Raw genomic sequence first — 16,077 nt, 5'->3', positions numbered from 1 at the left:
CGGCCTGGCTAGAGGTCGATGACGACCTTGCCGTGCACGTGCCGGCCGGCCTGCAGCTCGGCCGCGCGGCGGATCTGCCCGATCGGGAAGCTCGCCGCGATCGGCACCCGGAGCCGGCCCGCCGCGACCAGGCGGGCGATCTCCTCCAGGGCGCCGGGAGCGGCGTTCGCGCCGTTGGCTCCCGGCACGATCAGCACGGTGTCGTCCGGGCTGGACCTGCCGATGGACGGCCTCCGGACCGCCGCCCGCCCTGACCGAGGCCGTTAGCGGGTGGGCCAGCCGAGTTCGGTCAGTTGGTTCCCGGCCTTGCCCACGGGCCAGAAGGTCACCTTGTCCAACCGGCCCGACGCGGTCCGGAACTTGAAGCCGCGGCTGAACGGCCCACGCACCCGGCGCAGGCCGGTCACCTCGGCGCGGGCGATCCGGATCGGCATCAGGACCTGGACACGCAGCTCGATCTGGTTCCGGCTGATCAGCAAGCTGGCGAACGGCCACGTCACGTTGATGCCGTTGACCCAGGCCCCGCCCCGCAGGACGAGGTCGTAGTCCTCGTCCCGCAACGCGGTGATCCGGCGCGCGTACTCCGGGGCCGGCGGCGGGACCTGGCCGAGACCCCCGGTCTTCTCCCGCCGCCGGACCCCGACGAACACGGTCGTCGCCACAAGAGCGCAGATCGCCAGCAGGACGATCCCCGATCCCGCTTGAGAGCTCATCGACGTCCCTCCCGCATCACCGGCGAAGTATCCCAGCCCTGGCGAAGTCGTCCAGCCCGGCGCGGCCTCCCGCCACGGCTTCGAGTCCTCGCCACGACTGCTCGAACAAGGCGCCGAACGACGTCGACGCGGTGTAGCCGAAGCCGTCGACGGCGTCGTCCTCCTGCAGTCTCGACGCCGTGAAGGCCATCACCGCGGTCGCCGTCGTCGTGACCAGCACGACCGCGGCCGTCACCTTCGCCCGCAGCCCGAAGGACGGCCGCCTCACCGGTCCACCAGCCGGTAGCCGAGCCCGCGGACCGTCTTCAGCACCACGGGGTTCGCCGCGTCGTCCTCGATCTTGGCCCGCAGCCGCGCGACCGCCGCGTCCACGATCCGCGAGTCGCCGACGTAACCGTAGTCCCAGACGCGTTTCAGCAGGACCTGCCGGCTCAGCACCTGGTTGGGATGGTCGGCGAACTCGACGAGGAGGCGGATCTCGGTCGCGGTGAGCGCGAGTTCGACGCCGTCGCGGGTCACGCTCATCGCGCCCGCGTCGATCTCCAGGCGCCCGATGCGCAGCAGGCCCGCCGACGGCCCGTGCGCGGTGACGGCGCGCCGCCCGATCGCCTTGATCCGCGCGTCGAGCACCCGCGGCTCGGCCGGTTTGACCACGTAGTCGTCGGCGCCGCATTCCAGCCCGGCGACGACGTCGATCGGGTCGCCGCGCGCGGTCAGCAGGACCAGCGGCAGGCGGCTGCGGGCGCGGATGCGGCGGCAGACCTCGAAGCCGTCCATGCCGGGCAGCATCACGTCGAGCAGCACGAACTCGAGTTCGAGCTGGTCGGTGAACAGGGCCTCCAGCGCCCGTTCGCCGGTCGGCGCGACGACGACGTCGTGCCCGAGCGCCTTCAACGCGAGCGTGAGCGCTTCGGCCAGGGCGGCGTCGTCTTCGACGAGCAGGATGCGCGACATGGTTCCCCCGAGATCGAACTGCCCGCCGATCGTAAAGGCGCTCTGTCGCCTTCGCCCGGAGCCGCGGCGGAACCGTCGCGAACCCGTGCGGTTTCGTCACACTTGCCAAGCGCCCCGGCCGTCAGCCGGCGGCGGTGTTGTAGTTGACGATGCGCTCCACCATGAGCGCCACCGCGCCGGGCAAGGGGCTCTCCGCGCCCTTGCGCACCACCGCGGGCAGCCGGTGCGCCTCGGCCGCGGTCACCGCCACCATGCCCCAGCACGCGTTGAAGGGCGCGGGATCCGCCGGCTTTTCGGCGGCCGCCTCGACCGTCCGGTCGTGGCCCCGCTCGGCCACGGTCAGCGCGCCCATCTGCCGCAGCGTGTCGGGATCCTGTTCTTCGACGGCGACCACGCTCCACCCCGTCTCCTCGGTCCGGCGCACCGCGGAGAGGAGGACGCCCGCGCTGCCCGCGCCGGTGACAACGATGTCGGGAAGCACGAGGACCACCGGCCCCTGCGTCATCGGCAAGGCGGACCGGATCGCGCCGTCGAGCCCCGGTTCCAACGACTCGTCCTGGTAGAGGAAGACGATCTGGAAGGTCTCGGCGTAGCGCGCGAGATAGCTCACCGTGTCGAGTTTGTGGGTCCGGAACACGACGACCAGCCGCACGTTCAGACCGCTCGCGGCCAGTTCGACCGCGGCCTCCAGGCTGCGGTCCAGCACCGTTACGCCGGGAGCAAGGCAATGCAGCTCTTTCGAGTACGGCGCACCGAAACGCGTCCCGAATCCGGCGCAGGGCAGGATGATCGAAACGTCGGGGGCAGGGACGGACGAACTGGGCATCGGGTGGTCCTCGGGTTGGGCCGACGTTCGGGAACCAGGCGCGCTGACGTTTCACCGTAGTCAGTCAGGACGGGCTCCCGGCGCGGGGGAGCGTTGATCGGCGGAGCCGACATGGCCCGTACCCCGGGACTTCGCTACGTTGCGGTGGTCCGGGTGACCGACCGAAAGAGGACGCGGAATGCGGGTGCTGTTGTCGACGTACGGTACGCGGGGCGACGTCGAACCACTGGTCGCCCTCGCGGTGCGCCTGCAGGACCTCGGCGTGGACGTGCGGATGTGCGCCCCGCCGGACGAGGAGTTCGCGGCGCGGCTGGCCGGCGCCGGGATCCGGCTGGTGCCGGTCGGGCCGCCCGTGCGGGCGTTGATGCGCGGGAGCACCCCGCCGTCGGCCGCGGACCTGTCCCGGTACCGGACCGAGCTGGTCGACGCGCAGTTCGACGTCCTGCCCGGCGCGGCCGACGGGTGTGCCGCGCTGGTGGTGGCCGGCCTGGCGCAGGTCGCCGCACGGTCGGTGGCCGAGGCCGCGGGCATCCGCTACGTGTACGCGAGCTATTCGGCGGTCAACCTGCCCTCGCCCCACCACGCGCCGCCGCCGCGGCCGGGCTGGCCGGAACCGGGGACGGGCGACAACCGGACGCGGTGGGAGCTGGACGCCGAGCACGTGAACGCGCAGTTCCGCGAGACCCTCAACGGCCACCGGGCCCGGCTCGGCCTGCCGCCGGTCGACGACGTCCGCGGCCACGTCTACTCCGACCGGCCGTGGCTGGCGGCCGACCCGGTTCTGGGGCCGTGGCGGGAGATCCCGGGACTCGACGTGGTCCAGACCGGTGCCTGGACCCTGCCGGACGAACGTCCGCTCCAGGCCGACCTGGTGCGCTTCCTCGAAGCGGGCGCGCCGCCGGTCTACGTCGGCTTCGGCAGTATCGTCCCGGCACCGGACATCGCCGCCAACGCCGTCGAGGCGATCCGCGCGCGAGGTCACCGCGTGCTCGTTTCCCGCGGCTGGGCGGACCTGGACCTGGTCGACGACCGAGGCGACGGCTTCGCCATCGGCGAAGTCAACCACCAGCGCCTCTTCGGCGAAGTGGCCGCCGTGATCCACCACGGCGGCGCGGGCACGACGATGACGGCCGCCCGGGCCGGCGTGCCGCAAGTGGTGGTACCGCTGCGACTGGCGGACAACCCGTACTGGGCCGGCCAGGTGGCGGACCTGGGCCTCGGCGTGACCCTCGACGGCCCGGCCGCGACCGTCCGCTCCTTGGGCGCCGCGTTCACGACGGCGCTGGCGCCCGAGACCCGGGCGCGCGCGACGGCACTGGCCGCCCGGCTCCGCACGGACGGCGCGGAGGTGGCCGCGCGCCGGCTGTACGACGCCCTCCGGTGAGCGGGCACGTTTTGCCACCGTGGTGGCCTCAGGACCGGCAGAGCAGTGCGTCCGGCGTCCGGTTGGCGCCGATGCGGCCGGTGTAGGCGACGCCGGCGACGTACTCGCCCGGTGCGCACTGGCCCTTGTAGCTCCCCGACGCGAAGTCGCCGCTCGGGTCGCCGGCTGGGCGGTTGTCGCCGCGGTCGAACCAGACCGTGCGGCCGGTGCGGCCCAGCGGTGTCGCGGACCTGCCGCACAGCACGGCCGAGACCGCGGCGCCCGTCACGCTGTAGCCGACCACCGCGTGGTCGGCCGGGCACTGCAGCTTGGTGTAGCCGGACGCCCAGTCCGTGTCCACAAAGGACTCGTCGCGGACCACGACGTACCCGGCCGGAACCGGCAGGCTGCCCGTGCACAGGCCGCGGTTGCCGGTGTGGGCGAGACCCGCGAGGCGCTGGCCGTCGGGGCAGACACCCTTGCGCGCGCCGGAATTCCAGTCCGGCAGCGTGCGGACCGAACGGGACTCCTGGAAGTCGCCGTAGTCGAGGTCGAGCATCGACCAGTGGTCGGCCTGCGGGATCTGTCCGGTGCGCGACGGCGCGTTCACCAGCCGCTGCCACGCCGGGCCGCGCCAGTCCCGGCCGTCGAGGACGTCGATGCGTTTCCCGGCGGCGTCCCAGGCGAGCAGCGACCAGCCGTCACCCGTGCCGCCGGTCTGGAAGCCGACCGCGGGCCAGTAGGCGAAGTCCGTGTCGGTCTCGGCGAGGTAGTCCACGAAGTTCTCGAAGAACGTGCGGGACGCCGGGTCGGTCGTGTTGCGGCCCTCGCCGAACTCGCTGATCCACAGCGGCGCGGTGTAGTGCTTGCCGGTGTCCTGTTCGACGAAGAACGCCTGCCGGTACAGGGTGTCGCGCAGGTCCTGGGGCGAGAGGTCGCGGTAGCGCGGGTCGTGCGTCTCGCCGATGCCGGTCGCGCCGGAGTGGTTCGGCCCGGTGTAGCCGTAGAAGTGCGCCGAGTAGACCAGTTTCCCGGAGTCCACGAGCGTGTGCGACAGCGTCCGGGCGGGCTCCAGCGTGGGACGGCCGTGCGCGAAACCGTCGATCGGCAGGCCGGTCCAGTTGATGCCCTCGACGATCATCAGCAGATCCGGGTTCGCCTCGGTCAGGATGCGGTCGGCCACCTGCTGGCTCGCGCGCTGCCAGTCCTTGTCGTTGCCCCAGCCCCAGTTGGGGTCGTCGAAGGTGTTGCGGCGGACCTCGTTGTACAGGTCGGCGCCGACCACCCGCTTGTTCGCGGCGTAGCGCCGCGCCATGAACAGCCAGTCGTCCTGCCACTGCCGCTCGGACTGCGCGGTGTTCCAGCGCTCGTTGCCGTCGAGACCGCAGCACCAGCGCGAGGTCGTGGTGTGGTTGTTGAGGATCACCGCGAACCCGCGCGCGGTCAGCCGCTCGACGACGCGGTCGTAGACCTGCAGCGGCGTCTTGCCGCGCAGGTCCGGGTTGGCCGGCAGGTCGGGGACCGGCGTCGTGTCGTGGATCATCGCGTTGGAGAACTGCAGCCGGACACTGTTGAGGCCCAGGCCCGCCAGCCCGTCGATCACGGTGTCGATCGACGCGCGGTCCAGCCCGAGCGGCGTCTGGTAGGCGATCTCGCCGGCGTGGTGGTCGGCCGGGTCGTCGATGGCGCCGGACCCGGTCCACGTGCCGCTCGCGCCGTGCCAGTTGGCGGCCTTCAGCTTGAACCGGTTGCCCGCCGCGTCGACGATGTAGCGGCCGCGGGTGCTGAGCGGCCCGGCCCAAGGCGCCGGATCCGCGTGGGCGGGAGCCGGCGCCAGGACGGGGATCGGAGCGACGACGCCGGCGGTCAGCAGCGTGGTGAGCAGGACATCCATGATCCTCACGCGCGGAGGTTAACGGGTGTCTCGACCGGTTGTATACCGGCAGCCGGGTGCGGGCCCGCCGTTCGTCGGGTCAGCTGTCGAGCGGGGTCAGGCTGGGGGTTTCGCCCGGCCCCACGGGGAAGCAGGCCAGGAACGTGACGCCGTCCTCCCGCGCGTCGAAGCGGGCGATGCGGGTCGCCTCCGGCTCGTAGAAGACGTCTCCCGGGGTGAGCACCGACTCCGGCTCGCCTTCGATCTGGTAGACCGCGGAGCCGGTTTCGATGCTGCCGAAAACGGGTCCATTGTGGACGTGCAGCCCGGCGCCGAAGTCCGGCGCGATGGTGATGCGGCGCAGCTCGACGTAGTCGACCACCCGGGGTTCCGGGAGGCGCTGCTCCAGCACCAGCGTGCGCGTGACGGGTTCGGCGGGCGCGGCCGCGGACCCGGCGGCGCTCACCGGTTCGGCGAACTCCGCCGTGGTCCCGTCTTCGGGGAGTTCCTCGATGGCCAGGTGCGTCATCGAAGTGGTGTCGGTGGCGCCGTGCCAATGCCATTCGCCGGCGGCGACGCGGACCGTGTCCCCGGGCCGGATCAGCTGCGCCGGGCCGCCGCGGAGCTGGACGTAGCCGGTGCCCTCGGTGACGACGAGGACCTGGCCGAGCGGGTGCCGGTGCCAGCGCGTGCGCGCGCCGGGGGCGAACTGCACCCGGTCGACCTGAGTGCGCGACGGACCCTCGGGGACGGCGAGGGTGGTGACCCAGGCGCTGCCGGTGATCACATCGGCGGGCGCGGGGGTGGTGGCGGACGGAACGTGACGAACGTGCACGGGAACTCCCCGGGGTTCAGCGGGTGTGCGCGGCGAGCAGCGCGAGCACACCGGAAACGGCTTGGTCGAAGGGTTCGGGCGCGGCGGCGGCGCGGGCCAGCACGTACCCGCCCTGCAGCACGGCGACGACGGTGGCGGCGAGCGCGGCGGTGTCCAGCTCGGCGGGCAGTTCGTGCGCCGCCCGGCCTTCGTCGAGGACAGCGGCGAGTTTTGCCTGCAGGAGCTTCAGGGTCTCGTCGACCGGAGCCCGCAGCTCCGGGTCGGCGACGATGTCGGGATCCTGCGTGAGCCGCCCGATGGGGCAGCCTCGCAGCACTTCGCGTTCACGACGCAGGTAAGCGGTGACGCGCTCGACGGCGCTCCCGGGCGCACGAAGCTGCGCATCGGCGGCGGCGAGCAGCTCGTCGGCACTCCGCTGCACGGCGGCGAGCGCGAGTTCCCGCTTGCCGGCGAAGTGGTGGTACATGCTGCCCTGCCCGGCACCCGCCCGCTGCTGGATGGCCTTGGGGCTCGTGCCCACGTAACCCCGCTCCCACAACAGTTCGCGGGTGCTGTCGATCAGCTGGTCTCTCGTCCCCATGGACCGAGACTGTACATACTAGTAGGTACAGAATCAACATCGCCGTACCGGACCGGATTCGCCGGACGTCGTGTCTGGCCGCTCCGCGTGGAGGCCGGAACGGCGAAAGTGTCAGCTGTCGGCGACAAGACGGTCGGCGGTGAACAGCCAACTCGGCGATGGGAAGGGCCAACTCGGTAACCGGAGCGGTCAACACGGGGACCGGAGCGGTCAACACGGGGACCGGAGCGGTCAAAACGGTGGCCGGAGCGGCCGACACGGTGGCCTGAAGGGCCGACTCGATAGTCGGGGCGGCCGACACGGTGGCCAGGGTGGCCGACACGGTGGCCGGGGTGGCCGACACGGTGGCAGGAAGGGTCGACTCGGTAACCGGAGCGGTCAAAACGGCGGCCGGGGCGGCTGACATGGTGGCCGGAGGGGCGACTCGATAGTCGGATCGGCCGACACGGTGGACGGAAGGGCCAACTCGGCAACCGGAGCGATCAACACGGGGACCGAGGCGGCCGACACGGTGGCCTGAGCGACTGAAACGGTGGCCAGAAGGGCCAACCCGGCAACCGGAGTGGTCAACACGGTGGCCGGAGCGGCCGACACGTTGGCTGGAAGGGTCAACACGTTGGCTGGAAGGGAAGGGCCAACATGGCGGCAGTGGGGACCAATTCGGCGATGGGAAGGGGTAGCCCGGCGATCGGAGCGGTCGACACGGCGGCCGGAAGGGCCGGAGTGGCGCCGCTGTGCCCGGACTTGTCGGTGCTGCCCGGTAGCGTGGAAACGGGGGGCGCCCCGGCGGGCAGGTGCCGAATTCGCGCGAGCTGAGCGGCGGCGTGGCGTCGTGCGTGCCTGCTGGGCCGCGGCATCGCACCTGGCCGCCTGGTGCAGTGTCACCGAGGTCGCCGCGGCCGCGCCGCGGGTGGCGCGAACGCGGTCAGGGCTCCGTCGGTTGCCGAACCGGTGCGCGGAGGTCCAGTGTCCGGAGGGCTTGCCGGCACCAGCGGGCGTTCTCCCGCTCGAACGACAGGCCGCGCATCAGCGTGAGGTACGGGCCGATCCGCTCGGCCTCCGCCAGGTAGTCGTCTTCGAAGCGGCCGTCCAGCAGGCGCGCGCGGAGCTTCTCGTAGCGGGCGATCTTCGCCTCCGCGGCCGTCGCCCGCTCCTCGAGCGCGGTGCGGACAGCGGATTGGTCGCCCGCGTCGACCGCCTGGACCTGCACCATCAGCTCGTCGCGGATCACGCCGGGGCGTGGCGGGCCGGCCGTGAACGCGTGCAACGCTTCGAGGCCGGCTTCGGTGAGCGAGAACAGCCGCTTGTCCGGCCGCCGTTCCTGGTGGACGATCCGGGCTCGCACCAGGCCGTCGGCCGCCATCCGGTCCAGTTCCCGGTAGAGCTGCTGCGGGGTGGCCATCCAGAAGTTCGCCACGGACGCGTCGAACACCTTCGCGAGGTCGTAGCCCGACGCCTCCCCTTCGAGCAGCGCGGCCATCAGCGCGTTGCGCAGTGCCACCCCGTAACCTCTTCCGTCATAGTCAACGAAGTGATTAGGTCAGGCTTCCGTGGCCTCGCGCTGGATCTGCTCGAACTGCGCGGCCATCGCGGCCGACAGGGCCTGGGCGGCCGAGAGCGGACGCACCATCACCGTGAACTCGTCGATCAGGCCGTTGTCGTCCAGGTGCAGGAAGTCGCAGCCCTCGACCCGGGTGTCGCCGATCCGGGCCTCGAAGACGAGCGCGTGGTCCTTTCCTTCGCCGCCGCCGAGTTCGCGCACGTACCGGAAGTCCTCGAACACCCGGAGCACGCCGCGCAGGATCGCGGCGGTGATCGCCTTGCCCGGGTACGGCCGGAACGCCACCGGGCTCCGGAACACCACGTTCTCCGCCAGCGCGGCCGCCATGGCCTCCGGATCGCGTGCCTCGACAGCCTTGCGGAAGCTGTTCATACTGCACCTCGGGTAGTCAATTAGTTGAGTATCCGAGAGTCTAGCCGATGGTCGGCGACGCGCGGAGTCCGACGGCGGGGAACGCGGAGAACCGCACCGCGATTTCCCGCGCGCCCAGTGCGGGACGGCGGTTCTGGTGGCGGTGGGACGCGAGCAGCTCCCGGTACGTGGCCTCCAGCTCCCCGCGGCTCCGTCACCCGGATCGCCGCCCGCTGCGCCAACGCCGAGAGCGGACCGGTCACCGAGGTCGGCTCGTCCGCGGACGCGGGGAGCCCGCAGCAATCGCCGGTGGTCCGGTCGAACCCGGCCCAGGCCGTCCGCCACCGCCCGGTGTCGCACCGGTCGGGTTGTGCGCGCGAGGCGGACTGTCCAGGGGAGCGGGCAGACCGCCGCCGCGACGCGGAACACCGGCACCGGTCGCCGGACCAGCACCCGAAGCCGGAGACCCTCGGCACACCGGCGTGCGGGAATTCCCTTACGCAGCCGGGGAGAGGGCCGCCGTCAGAGGGTGCCGCTGACCGTGTCCGCGTCCCGTTCCGACTCGGTCGTCCACAGCCAGGCGTCGTGCAACGCCGCGATGAGCCGCTCGTCGTCCTCGTCGCTGGGCTCGTCGCCCATCGGCAGCCAGGTCTCCTCGGGCGGCGCGCCGTCGCTCTCGCGGCGGAGCACGATCCCGGGGTACTCGAACTGTTCCCCGGCACCCGGCGCGCCGGCGGGATCGACGGGTTCGACGGCCTCCTGGTCGAGACTGACATGACGGGGCTGGGCGGCTACATCGACCCGCCTAGCACGACGTTCGGTCATCGGCACCCCAGCCTTCCCGCGCGATACTGGACAGTCGCTGCGGCGGCGGGACTCGTTACAGCCGTGAGGGTAGAAATACCCTCGTGCGAGATGAATTCACCGGGTAGAGGTCACCCGACGGGGTACTCGACGGCCGTGAGTTCCTCCGAAACCTCCCACAGACGACGCTGAAGCGCCAGGTCGTGGGACTGCGGGCTGGAGGAGACGACCTCCGGGTGCCCGCGGTAACCGCCCAGGCCGTCGGGGCCGTAGTACTGGCCGCCGAGCGCGCCGGGGTCGGTGGCGGCGCGCAGGATCGGCAGCGCGCCGCGCGCGGAGTCCTGGGTGAACAGGGGGGCGACCGCGGCGAAGGCCCCGCGGAGGGCGGCGGGGGAGTTGCGCATCAGCTCGGTGCGGGCCACGCCGGGGTGGGCGGCGAGGGCGACCGTGGTGCCGTGCGGCGCGAGCCGGCGCTGCAGCTCGTACCCGAACATCAGGTTGGCGAGCTTGGACTGGCCGTAGGCCGCGACGCGGTCGTAGGAGTTCTCCCACTGCAGGTCGTCGAAGTGGATCGCGGCGCGGAGGCGGTGGGCGATGCTGGCGACCGCCACGACCCGCGAACCGGGCACCGGCAGCAGGAGGTCGAGCAGCAGGCCGGTGAACGCGAAGTGCCCGAGGTGGTTCGTGCCGAACTGCAGCTCGAAGCCTTCGCGAGTGGTCTGCCGCGGCGGGTACATCACGCCGGCGTTGTTGATCAGCAGGTCGATCTTCGGCAACGCCGTGTGCAGCTCGGCCGCGGCGGTGCGCACCGACTCCAGTGACGCCAGGTCCAGCTCCTGCACGGTGACGTCGGCGCCGGCACCGAAGCGGGCCGCCGCCTGCTTGCCCTTCTCGACGTCGCGCACGGCCAGCACCACCGACGCGCCGCGCTCGGCGAGCACCTGGGCGGTCTCGAAGCCGAGTCCGGTGTTGGCGCCGGTCACGACGGCCACGCGGCCCGTCTGGTCCGGGACGTCGCGGGCGGTCCAGTGTTCGGTCATGGCGGTCGCTCCTTCGGGGCAGGTCCTTGCGGACCGGCGGTCTGTTATGCCGTCGACGTTAAGGAACCGTCGGTCTATTGTCAAGAGACTGCCGGTCTTTAACTCCGGGTGCAAGACGGTTACCCTGTGTCGCATGACGTTCCAGCGGGCGCGCAGTGCGGAGCAGCGGGAGGAACGGCGCCGCAAGATCCTCGACACGGCGCTGGTGATGCTCGACGAGATGCCGGTGGCCGAGGTGAGCCTCAACGAGCTCAGCCGCCGGGTCGGGCTGGCCAAGTCGAACGTGCTGAGGTACTTCGAATCCCGCGAGGCTGTGCTGTTCGAGCTGCTGGACCAAGCGCTGGGGGACTGGCTGCCCGACGTGGCGGCCGAGCTGGCCGGCGGCGTCGATCCCGGCCTGTCCGTGCGGGAGCGCGGCGACCGGCTGGCGGCGATCGTGGCGAGATCACTGGCCGAGCGCACTGTGCTGTGTGACCTCATCAGCGCGCAGGCCGGCGTCCTGGAGCACAACGTCTCCGTCGACGTCGTCGTGCGCTACAAGCGATCCGCGCTCGCCGGTCTCGACGCCATGGTCGAGCTCTTCGACCGGCACGTGCCGGAAGTCGGGGCCGCGGCGAAGCAGGTGTGCCTGCTGGCCATGATCCTGGCCGGCGGCCTCTCGACGCATTGCCGGCCCTCGGCCAGCACGCTCGCCGCGTACGCGACGGACCCGGCGCTCGCCGAGCTGCAAGTGGACCTGGCCGCCTCGCTGGAGCACGGCCTCGCCCTGCTGATCTCGGGGGCCGTGGCGCGGAGTTAGCCGCTCAGCCCGCCGGTGCCGGGCTGCCGCTGGTCAACGTGCGCAGCTCGGCGAGCACGTCGTCGGCGATATCGGCGAGCGGCCGGTCCTCGCCGTCGCGAATCCACTGGGTGAACGCGATCCCGAACACCGCCGTGACCGTCTGCGCGGCCAGGGAGGCCGCCGGGTCGCCGACGCCCCGCGCGCGGAAGGCGCCGGCGAGCGTGGTGGCGAGCGTGGCCATCTTGTGCAGTTCGCGTTCCTGCAGCGCGGGATTCCGGTCGATCACGGACTGCCGGGTGCGGGAGTGCGGGCGGCGCTCGTCCGGGAAGAAGGCCGACGCGGCCTCCAGCGCGCAGGCGACGACCTCGATCGCGGACGCGTCCGGCGGCGCGGTCTCCATGCCGGCGAGGAACGCCTGCGCGAAGCGTTCCTGGCCGTGGAAGAGGGCTTCGCGCTTGTCGCTGAAGTGCCGGAAGAAGGTGCGCTCGGTCAGGCCGACGGACTGGGCGATCTCCGCCGCCGTCGTCTCTTCGAACCCGCGGGTGGCGAACAGCTCGAGCGCGGCCCGCTGCAGCCGCTCCGGGGTCCCCGGTTCCCAACGCACCATGCCGTCGAGTCTAGGTGATGACAGCGACTGACTTCGAGAGTACGTTGATGTCAGTTACCGACGTCAGTCGCTGACATAGGGTTTGACCACAGGGAGTTCACCTCATGCGCGTATTCGTCACCGGAGCCTCCGGCTGGATCGGCTCCGCCGTCGTCGACGAACTGCTCACCACCGGCCACGAGGTCACCGGCCTGGCCCGGTCCGACGCCTCCGCCGCCGCGCTGGCGGCCAAGGGGGTCCGGGTCCGCCGCGGCGACCTCGACGACCTCGACGGCATCCGGGCCGGCGCCGAGGACGCCGAAGCCGTCATCCACCTGGCGAACAAGCACGACTTCGCGAACCCGGCCGTGTCGAGCGCGGCCGAGCGGGGCGCCGTCCAGACCATCGGCGACGCGCTCACCGGCACCGGCCGCCCGTTCCTGCTGGCGTCGGGGATCGCCGCGCTCACCCAGGGCCGGCCCGCCACCGAGGCCGACGCGTCCCCGTTCCACGGCCTGGAAAGCCCGCGCGGCGGCAGTGAGAACCTCGCGCTCGAGTTCGCCGGCCGCGGCGTGCACCCGGTGAGCCTGCGGTTCTCGCCGACCGTCCACGGCACCGCCGACCACGGGTTCATCGCGGTCCTCACCGCGATCGCCCGCGAGAAGGGCGTTTCCGGCTATCCCGGCGACGGGACCAACCGCTGGGCCGCCGTGCACGTGACCGACGCCGCCCGGATGACCGTCCTCGGCCTGGAGAAGGCGCCCGCGGGCAGCCGCCTGCACGCCGTCGCCGAAGAAGGCGTGCCGACGCGCGAGATCGCGGAGGCCATCGGGCGCGCGTACGACCTGCCCGTCGCCTCCATCGCGGCCGGCGACGTCCAGGACCACTACGGCTGGATCGGCGGGTTCTTCGCCATGGACCTCGCCGCGACCAGCACGCAGACGCGCGAGCTGCTCGGCTGGACGCCTAGCGGGCCGACGCTCGTCGAGGACCTCGACGCGGGCGCGTACGGCACCAAGTAGCCGCTAACCCCCGGCCGCCGCGGCGCGGTAGGTGCCGGGGGTCTGGCCCATGGTCCGGGTGAAGGTGTCGACGAACGCGCTCGTGGTGGCCCAGCCGCAGCGGTGCGCGGTCTGCGTGACGCTGCTTCCCGCGGTGAGCTCGAGCATGGCCTGGAAGACCCGGGTGGTGGTGCGCCACTGGGGATACGTCGTGCCGAACTCGCCGCGGAAGAGCCGCGCGAGGTGGCGTTCGCTGGCGCCGACCCGGCGGGCGAGCCAGGTGATGGTCCGCGGGTGGGCGAGATCGTCGGTCACCAGCCGGCAGGCGTGCGCCAGCCGGGGGTCGCGGGCGCGGGGGAGCGTGAGCGGGGCGACGTGGGCGCGGCGGACCCGGTCGTGGATCACGGCCCGCAGGCGGCGCGCTTCACCCGGCGGCAGGCCGGGCTCGGTGGCCGCGATCAGCAGTTCGCGCAGGAGCCCGGAAACGGCGATGACCGTGGGCGAGTCGCCGGGGAGCAGCGCTTCCTGCGTCGCGAACGCGAGGGTGTGGACCTCGGCGTGCCCGTGGACGCGGTGCTCGTGCCAGGTGTGCGCCGGGATCCAGGCGGCGCGGTGCGCACCGGCGGCCCACGTCCCGTGGTCGGTGTGGACGGCGAGGACGCCGCTGCTGACGTAGATCAGCTGGTGGTCCTCGTGCCGGTGCCGGGTGATGACCTCACCCGGGTGATGCCGATGGCGGGTTTGCGACACAAGGTGGCAGATTATCGGAAGTCTGCCGGCCGGCGCCGACCATCGTGGAGGCATGCCCCCTGTCGTGCCGACCCGGTTCCGGGATCGCCTGCGCCGCGTCGTCGCGGACACCCGCCCGCTGGCCGTTCCCGCGTTCCGGCGGACGTTCCTCGGGCAGAGCACCGCCGTCATCGGCATGACGGTCACCGCGGTCGCCGTGCCCGTGCAGCTGTACGCCCTGACGCGGTCGTCGCTGGTCGTCGGGCTCGCCGGCCTGGTCGGGTTCGTCCCGATCGTCGTGTTCGGCCTCTACGGCGGCGCGGTCGCCGACGCCGTCGACCGGCGGAAGCTGTACCTGCTCACGTCGTTCGTCACGTGGGCGGTGACGCTCGCGCTGCTGGCCCAGAGCGTCCTGGGCCTGCGGTCGCCGGCGCTGATCCTCGCGCTGGTCGCCGCCCAGTCGGGCGGGTTCGCCGTCTCCGCGTCCGTGCGCAGCGCGATGGTCCCGCTGCTGGTGCCGGCGGAGTACATCCCCGCCGCCAATGCCCTGAACTACACGGCCGGCAGCGTCGGTCAGGTGGCGGGGCCGCTCGTCGCGGGTGTCCTCATCGGACTGCCGGGCGGTTTCGGCTGGGCTTACGGCGCCGACGCCGTGCTGTTCGCGGCGGCGTTGTACGCGGCCTTCCGGTTGCCGTCGTTCCCGTCGGCGGCCCCGGCCGGCCGCCCCGGCCTCCGGTCGGTGCTCGAAGGCCTGCGGTTCCTCGGCGGGAACCCGGTCCTGCTGATGTCGTTCGCCGTCGACATCGCCGCGATGGCGCTGGCGATGCCGGAGGCGCTGTTCCCCCAGGCCGCCGCCACCCGGTTCCACGGCGGCGTCGGCCCGCTGTACTCGGCGATCGCCGTCGGCTCGATCCTGGCCGGGTCACTGAGCGGCTGGATCGGCCGGGTGCGCCGGCAAGGCGTCGCGCTGACGTGCGCCGTCGTCTGCTGGGCGGCCGCCGTCGCCGCCGCCGGGTTCGTGCGCAGCCTCTGGGCCGCCGTCGCGCTGCTGGTCGTCGCCGGCGCGGCCGACCTGGTCAGCGTCGTCTATCGGCAGACGATCCTGCAGACGTACGTGCCGGACCGGATGCGCGGCCGGCTGCAGGGCGTCTACACGGTGGTGGTCTCCGGCGGCCCGCGCCTGGGCGACGTCCGGGCCGGCGCGATGGCCGCCGCGACGACGTTGACGATCGCCTGGTCGGGCGCGGCGCTGGTCTGCGTCGCGCTCGTCCTCGCCGCCGCGTTGAGCGTGCGGCCGTTCTGGCGCTACGACTCGCTCAGAACCTGACCTGGCCGAGGAGTTCGCCGGCGACGGTGCGCAAGACGTCGTCACGCACTTCGGGCGCCTCGGAGGACACCATCAGGGCCGCGTCCCCGCCGGTGGCCGCCAGCGCGCCGACGGCCACCGAACCCCCGACGACCTTGACCTCACCGGGGCCGGGTGCGGCGTCCAGGAAGGCCCGCAGCTCCTCGACCGCCAGGCGGGCGTCCCGCTGGAGCTGCGGGGCGAGCAACGCCATGGCGCCCTTGGCCCGGGTGGCGACCAGCCGGACCGTGAGCGCCTTCCCGTCGACCTGGTAGCCGCACTCGAGGTAGGCGCCGGCGGCCGCGTCGAGCGCGGACATCCCGTTCTGCTGGGCGGCGATCGGGTCGGCCGCCGGCGTATCGGTCTTGGACACCTCGACGTCGACGGCGTCCGGCGTGACCGGGCGATCGACCCCGGCGGACCGCAGGGCGCCCGGCACGTCGAAGCCGATCGGGCACTTCGCCGCCCGGCCACCGGAAGCGGCCTGCCGGACCGCGTCGACGGAGACCTGGTGGTCGTCACCCGGCGAGCAGCCGGCCAGCGACGTGGCCCCGGCGAGCAGGGCCAGGCAGAGCAGAGAGCGCACCATGAAGGGAAGTTAGCGCGCCGGCTCCGGTCCGCGGGGCGGAATGGATCACTTCGTGCGTTAGCGGATCTTCGCTGCCCGCAGTTGTCCTGTCGTGCGGTGATGCCGCCGCTTCGGAGATGAGGGGTGCCCGGCCCGCTCCCTAGCAT

At 72.5% G+C, this 16,077-nt stretch carries 18 protein-coding genes and 1 pseudogene; 4 read left to right on the top strand and 15 right to left on the bottom strand.

The features are described from left to right. Nucleotides 1–8: 8 nt before the first annotated feature. The 5 genes and pseudogenes from OG494_RS17495 to OG494_RS17475 form a co-directional block, all read right to left on the bottom strand. Nucleotides 9–188, bottom strand: a pseudogene (locus OG494_RS17495) (zinc-binding dehydrogenase); the annotation flags it as partial. A gap of 75 nt (nucleotides 189–263) precedes the next feature. Further along, nucleotides 264–713: a hypothetical protein gene (locus OG494_RS17490; RefSeq protein WP_328456963.1), complete on the bottom strand. Its 450-nt coding sequence runs from the start codon at nucleotides 711–713 to the stop codon at nucleotides 264–266. Nucleotides 714–729: 16 nt separating this feature from the next. Beyond that, complete coding sequence (locus tag OG494_RS17485; protein ID WP_328456961.1) at nucleotides 730–981, bottom strand: hypothetical protein; 252 nt, start codon at nucleotides 979–981, stop codon at nucleotides 730–732. Beyond that, a complete protein-coding gene (locus OG494_RS17480; RefSeq protein ID WP_328456959.1) occupies nucleotides 978–1,667 on the bottom strand; it encodes a response regulator transcription factor in 690 nt (229 codons plus the stop codon). The genes OG494_RS17485 and OG494_RS17480 overlap by 4 nt, the downstream gene beginning before the upstream one ends. A 121-nt stretch (nucleotides 1,668–1,788) precedes the next feature. Continuing rightward, on the bottom strand, nucleotides 1,789–2,493 hold the full coding sequence (locus OG494_RS17475) for a hypothetical protein (RefSeq protein ID WP_328456957.1): 705 nt from the start codon (nucleotides 2,491–2,493) through the stop codon (nucleotides 1,789–1,791). Between the two features lie 178 nt (nucleotides 2,494–2,671). On the opposite strand from OG494_RS17475, the gene OG494_RS17470 reads away from it, so the two are divergent. Continuing rightward, complete coding sequence (locus OG494_RS17470) at nucleotides 2,672–3,877, top strand: glycosyltransferase (RefSeq protein ID WP_328456955.1); 1,206 nt, start codon at nucleotides 2,672–2,674, stop codon at nucleotides 3,875–3,877. 28 nt (nucleotides 3,878–3,905) lie between these two features. Here OG494_RS17470 and OG494_RS17465 read toward each other — a convergent pair whose 3' ends face one another. The 7 genes from OG494_RS17465 to OG494_RS17435 all read right to left on the bottom strand — a co-directional run bounded on the left by OG494_RS17465 (nucleotide 3,906) and on the right by OG494_RS17435 (nucleotide 10,900). After that, a complete protein-coding gene (locus OG494_RS17465) occupies nucleotides 3,906–5,750 on the bottom strand; it encodes a glycoside hydrolase family 5 protein (RefSeq protein ID WP_328458960.1) in 1,845 nt (614 codons plus the stop codon). Between the two features lie 79 nt (nucleotides 5,751–5,829). Continuing rightward, nucleotides 5,830–6,564 carry a (R)-mandelonitrile lyase gene (locus tag OG494_RS17460; protein ID WP_328456953.1) on the bottom strand — a complete coding sequence of 245 codons (735 nt, stop codon included), beginning with the start codon at nucleotides 6,562–6,564 and terminating at the stop codon, nucleotides 5,830–5,832. Nucleotides 6,565–6,580: 16 nt separating this feature from the next. After that, nucleotides 6,581–7,144 carry a TetR/AcrR family transcriptional regulator gene (locus OG494_RS17455; protein WP_328456951.1) on the bottom strand — a complete coding sequence of 188 codons (564 nt, stop codon included), beginning with the start codon at nucleotides 7,142–7,144 and terminating at the stop codon, nucleotides 6,581–6,583. Nucleotides 7,145–8,069: 925 nt separating this feature from the next. After that, on the bottom strand, nucleotides 8,070–8,645 hold the full coding sequence (locus tag OG494_RS17450; RefSeq protein WP_328456948.1) for a PadR family transcriptional regulator: 576 nt from the start codon (nucleotides 8,643–8,645) through the stop codon (nucleotides 8,070–8,072). A 39-nt stretch (nucleotides 8,646–8,684) separates the two neighbouring features. Next, nucleotides 8,685–9,077, bottom strand: a complete 393-nt coding sequence (locus OG494_RS17445) for a nuclear transport factor 2 family protein (protein WP_328456946.1) — start codon at nucleotides 9,075–9,077, stop codon at nucleotides 8,685–8,687. Nucleotides 9,078–9,578: 501 nt separating this feature from the next. Further along, a complete protein-coding gene (locus OG494_RS17440; RefSeq protein ID WP_328456944.1) occupies nucleotides 9,579–9,881 on the bottom strand; it encodes a hypothetical protein in 303 nt (100 codons plus the stop codon). Between the two features lie 110 nt (nucleotides 9,882–9,991). Continuing rightward, a complete protein-coding gene (locus OG494_RS17435) occupies nucleotides 9,992–10,900 on the bottom strand; it encodes an SDR family NAD(P)-dependent oxidoreductase (RefSeq protein WP_328456942.1) in 909 nt (302 codons plus the stop codon). Nucleotides 10,901–11,033: 133 nt separating this feature from the next. Between OG494_RS17435 and OG494_RS17430 the strand changes: the two genes are divergently transcribed. Then, entirely contained in the window at nucleotides 11,034–11,699 is a 666-nt protein-coding gene (locus OG494_RS17430; protein WP_328456940.1) for a TetR/AcrR family transcriptional regulator, read from the top strand. Nucleotides 11,700–11,703: 4 nt separating this feature from the next. Here the strand turns inward: OG494_RS17430 and OG494_RS17425 are convergent, their stop codons facing one another. Continuing rightward, a complete protein-coding gene (locus OG494_RS17425; RefSeq protein WP_328456938.1) occupies nucleotides 11,704–12,288 on the bottom strand; it encodes a TetR family transcriptional regulator in 585 nt (194 codons plus the stop codon). Between the two features lie 104 nt (nucleotides 12,289–12,392). Here OG494_RS17425 and OG494_RS17420 point away from each other — a divergent pair, with 104 nt between their 5' ends. Next, a complete protein-coding gene (locus tag OG494_RS17420; protein WP_328456936.1) occupies nucleotides 12,393–13,289 on the top strand; it encodes an SDR family oxidoreductase in 897 nt (298 codons plus the stop codon). 3 nt (nucleotides 13,290–13,292) lie between these two features. Here the strand turns inward: OG494_RS17420 and OG494_RS17415 are convergent, their stop codons facing one another. Further along, nucleotides 13,293–14,018, bottom strand: coding sequence for an AraC family transcriptional regulator (locus OG494_RS17415; RefSeq protein WP_328456934.1), 726 nt, complete (start codon nucleotides 14,016–14,018; stop codon nucleotides 13,293–13,295). 52 nt (nucleotides 14,019–14,070) lie between these two features. Here OG494_RS17415 and OG494_RS17410 point away from each other — a divergent pair, with 52 nt between their 5' ends. Further along, a complete protein-coding gene (locus tag OG494_RS17410; protein ID WP_328456932.1) occupies nucleotides 14,071–15,324 on the top strand; it encodes an MFS transporter in 1,254 nt (417 codons plus the stop codon). Here the strand turns inward: OG494_RS17410 and OG494_RS17405 are convergent. Beyond that, complete coding sequence (locus tag OG494_RS17405; RefSeq protein WP_328456930.1) at nucleotides 15,314–15,931, bottom strand: hypothetical protein; 618 nt, start codon at nucleotides 15,929–15,931, stop codon at nucleotides 15,314–15,316. The two genes, OG494_RS17410 and OG494_RS17405, sit on opposite strands and share 11 nt — an antisense overlap. Nucleotides 15,932–16,077: the final 146 nt, after the last annotated feature.

The organism is Amycolatopsis sp. NBC_00438 (assembly GCF_036026695.1).
Taxonomy (GTDB): Bacteria; Actinomycetota; Actinomycetes; order Mycobacteriales; family Pseudonocardiaceae; genus Amycolatopsis.
The sequence above is the reverse complement of the archived record's forward strand: the minus strand, read 5'-3'. Positions and strand labels throughout refer to the sequence as shown.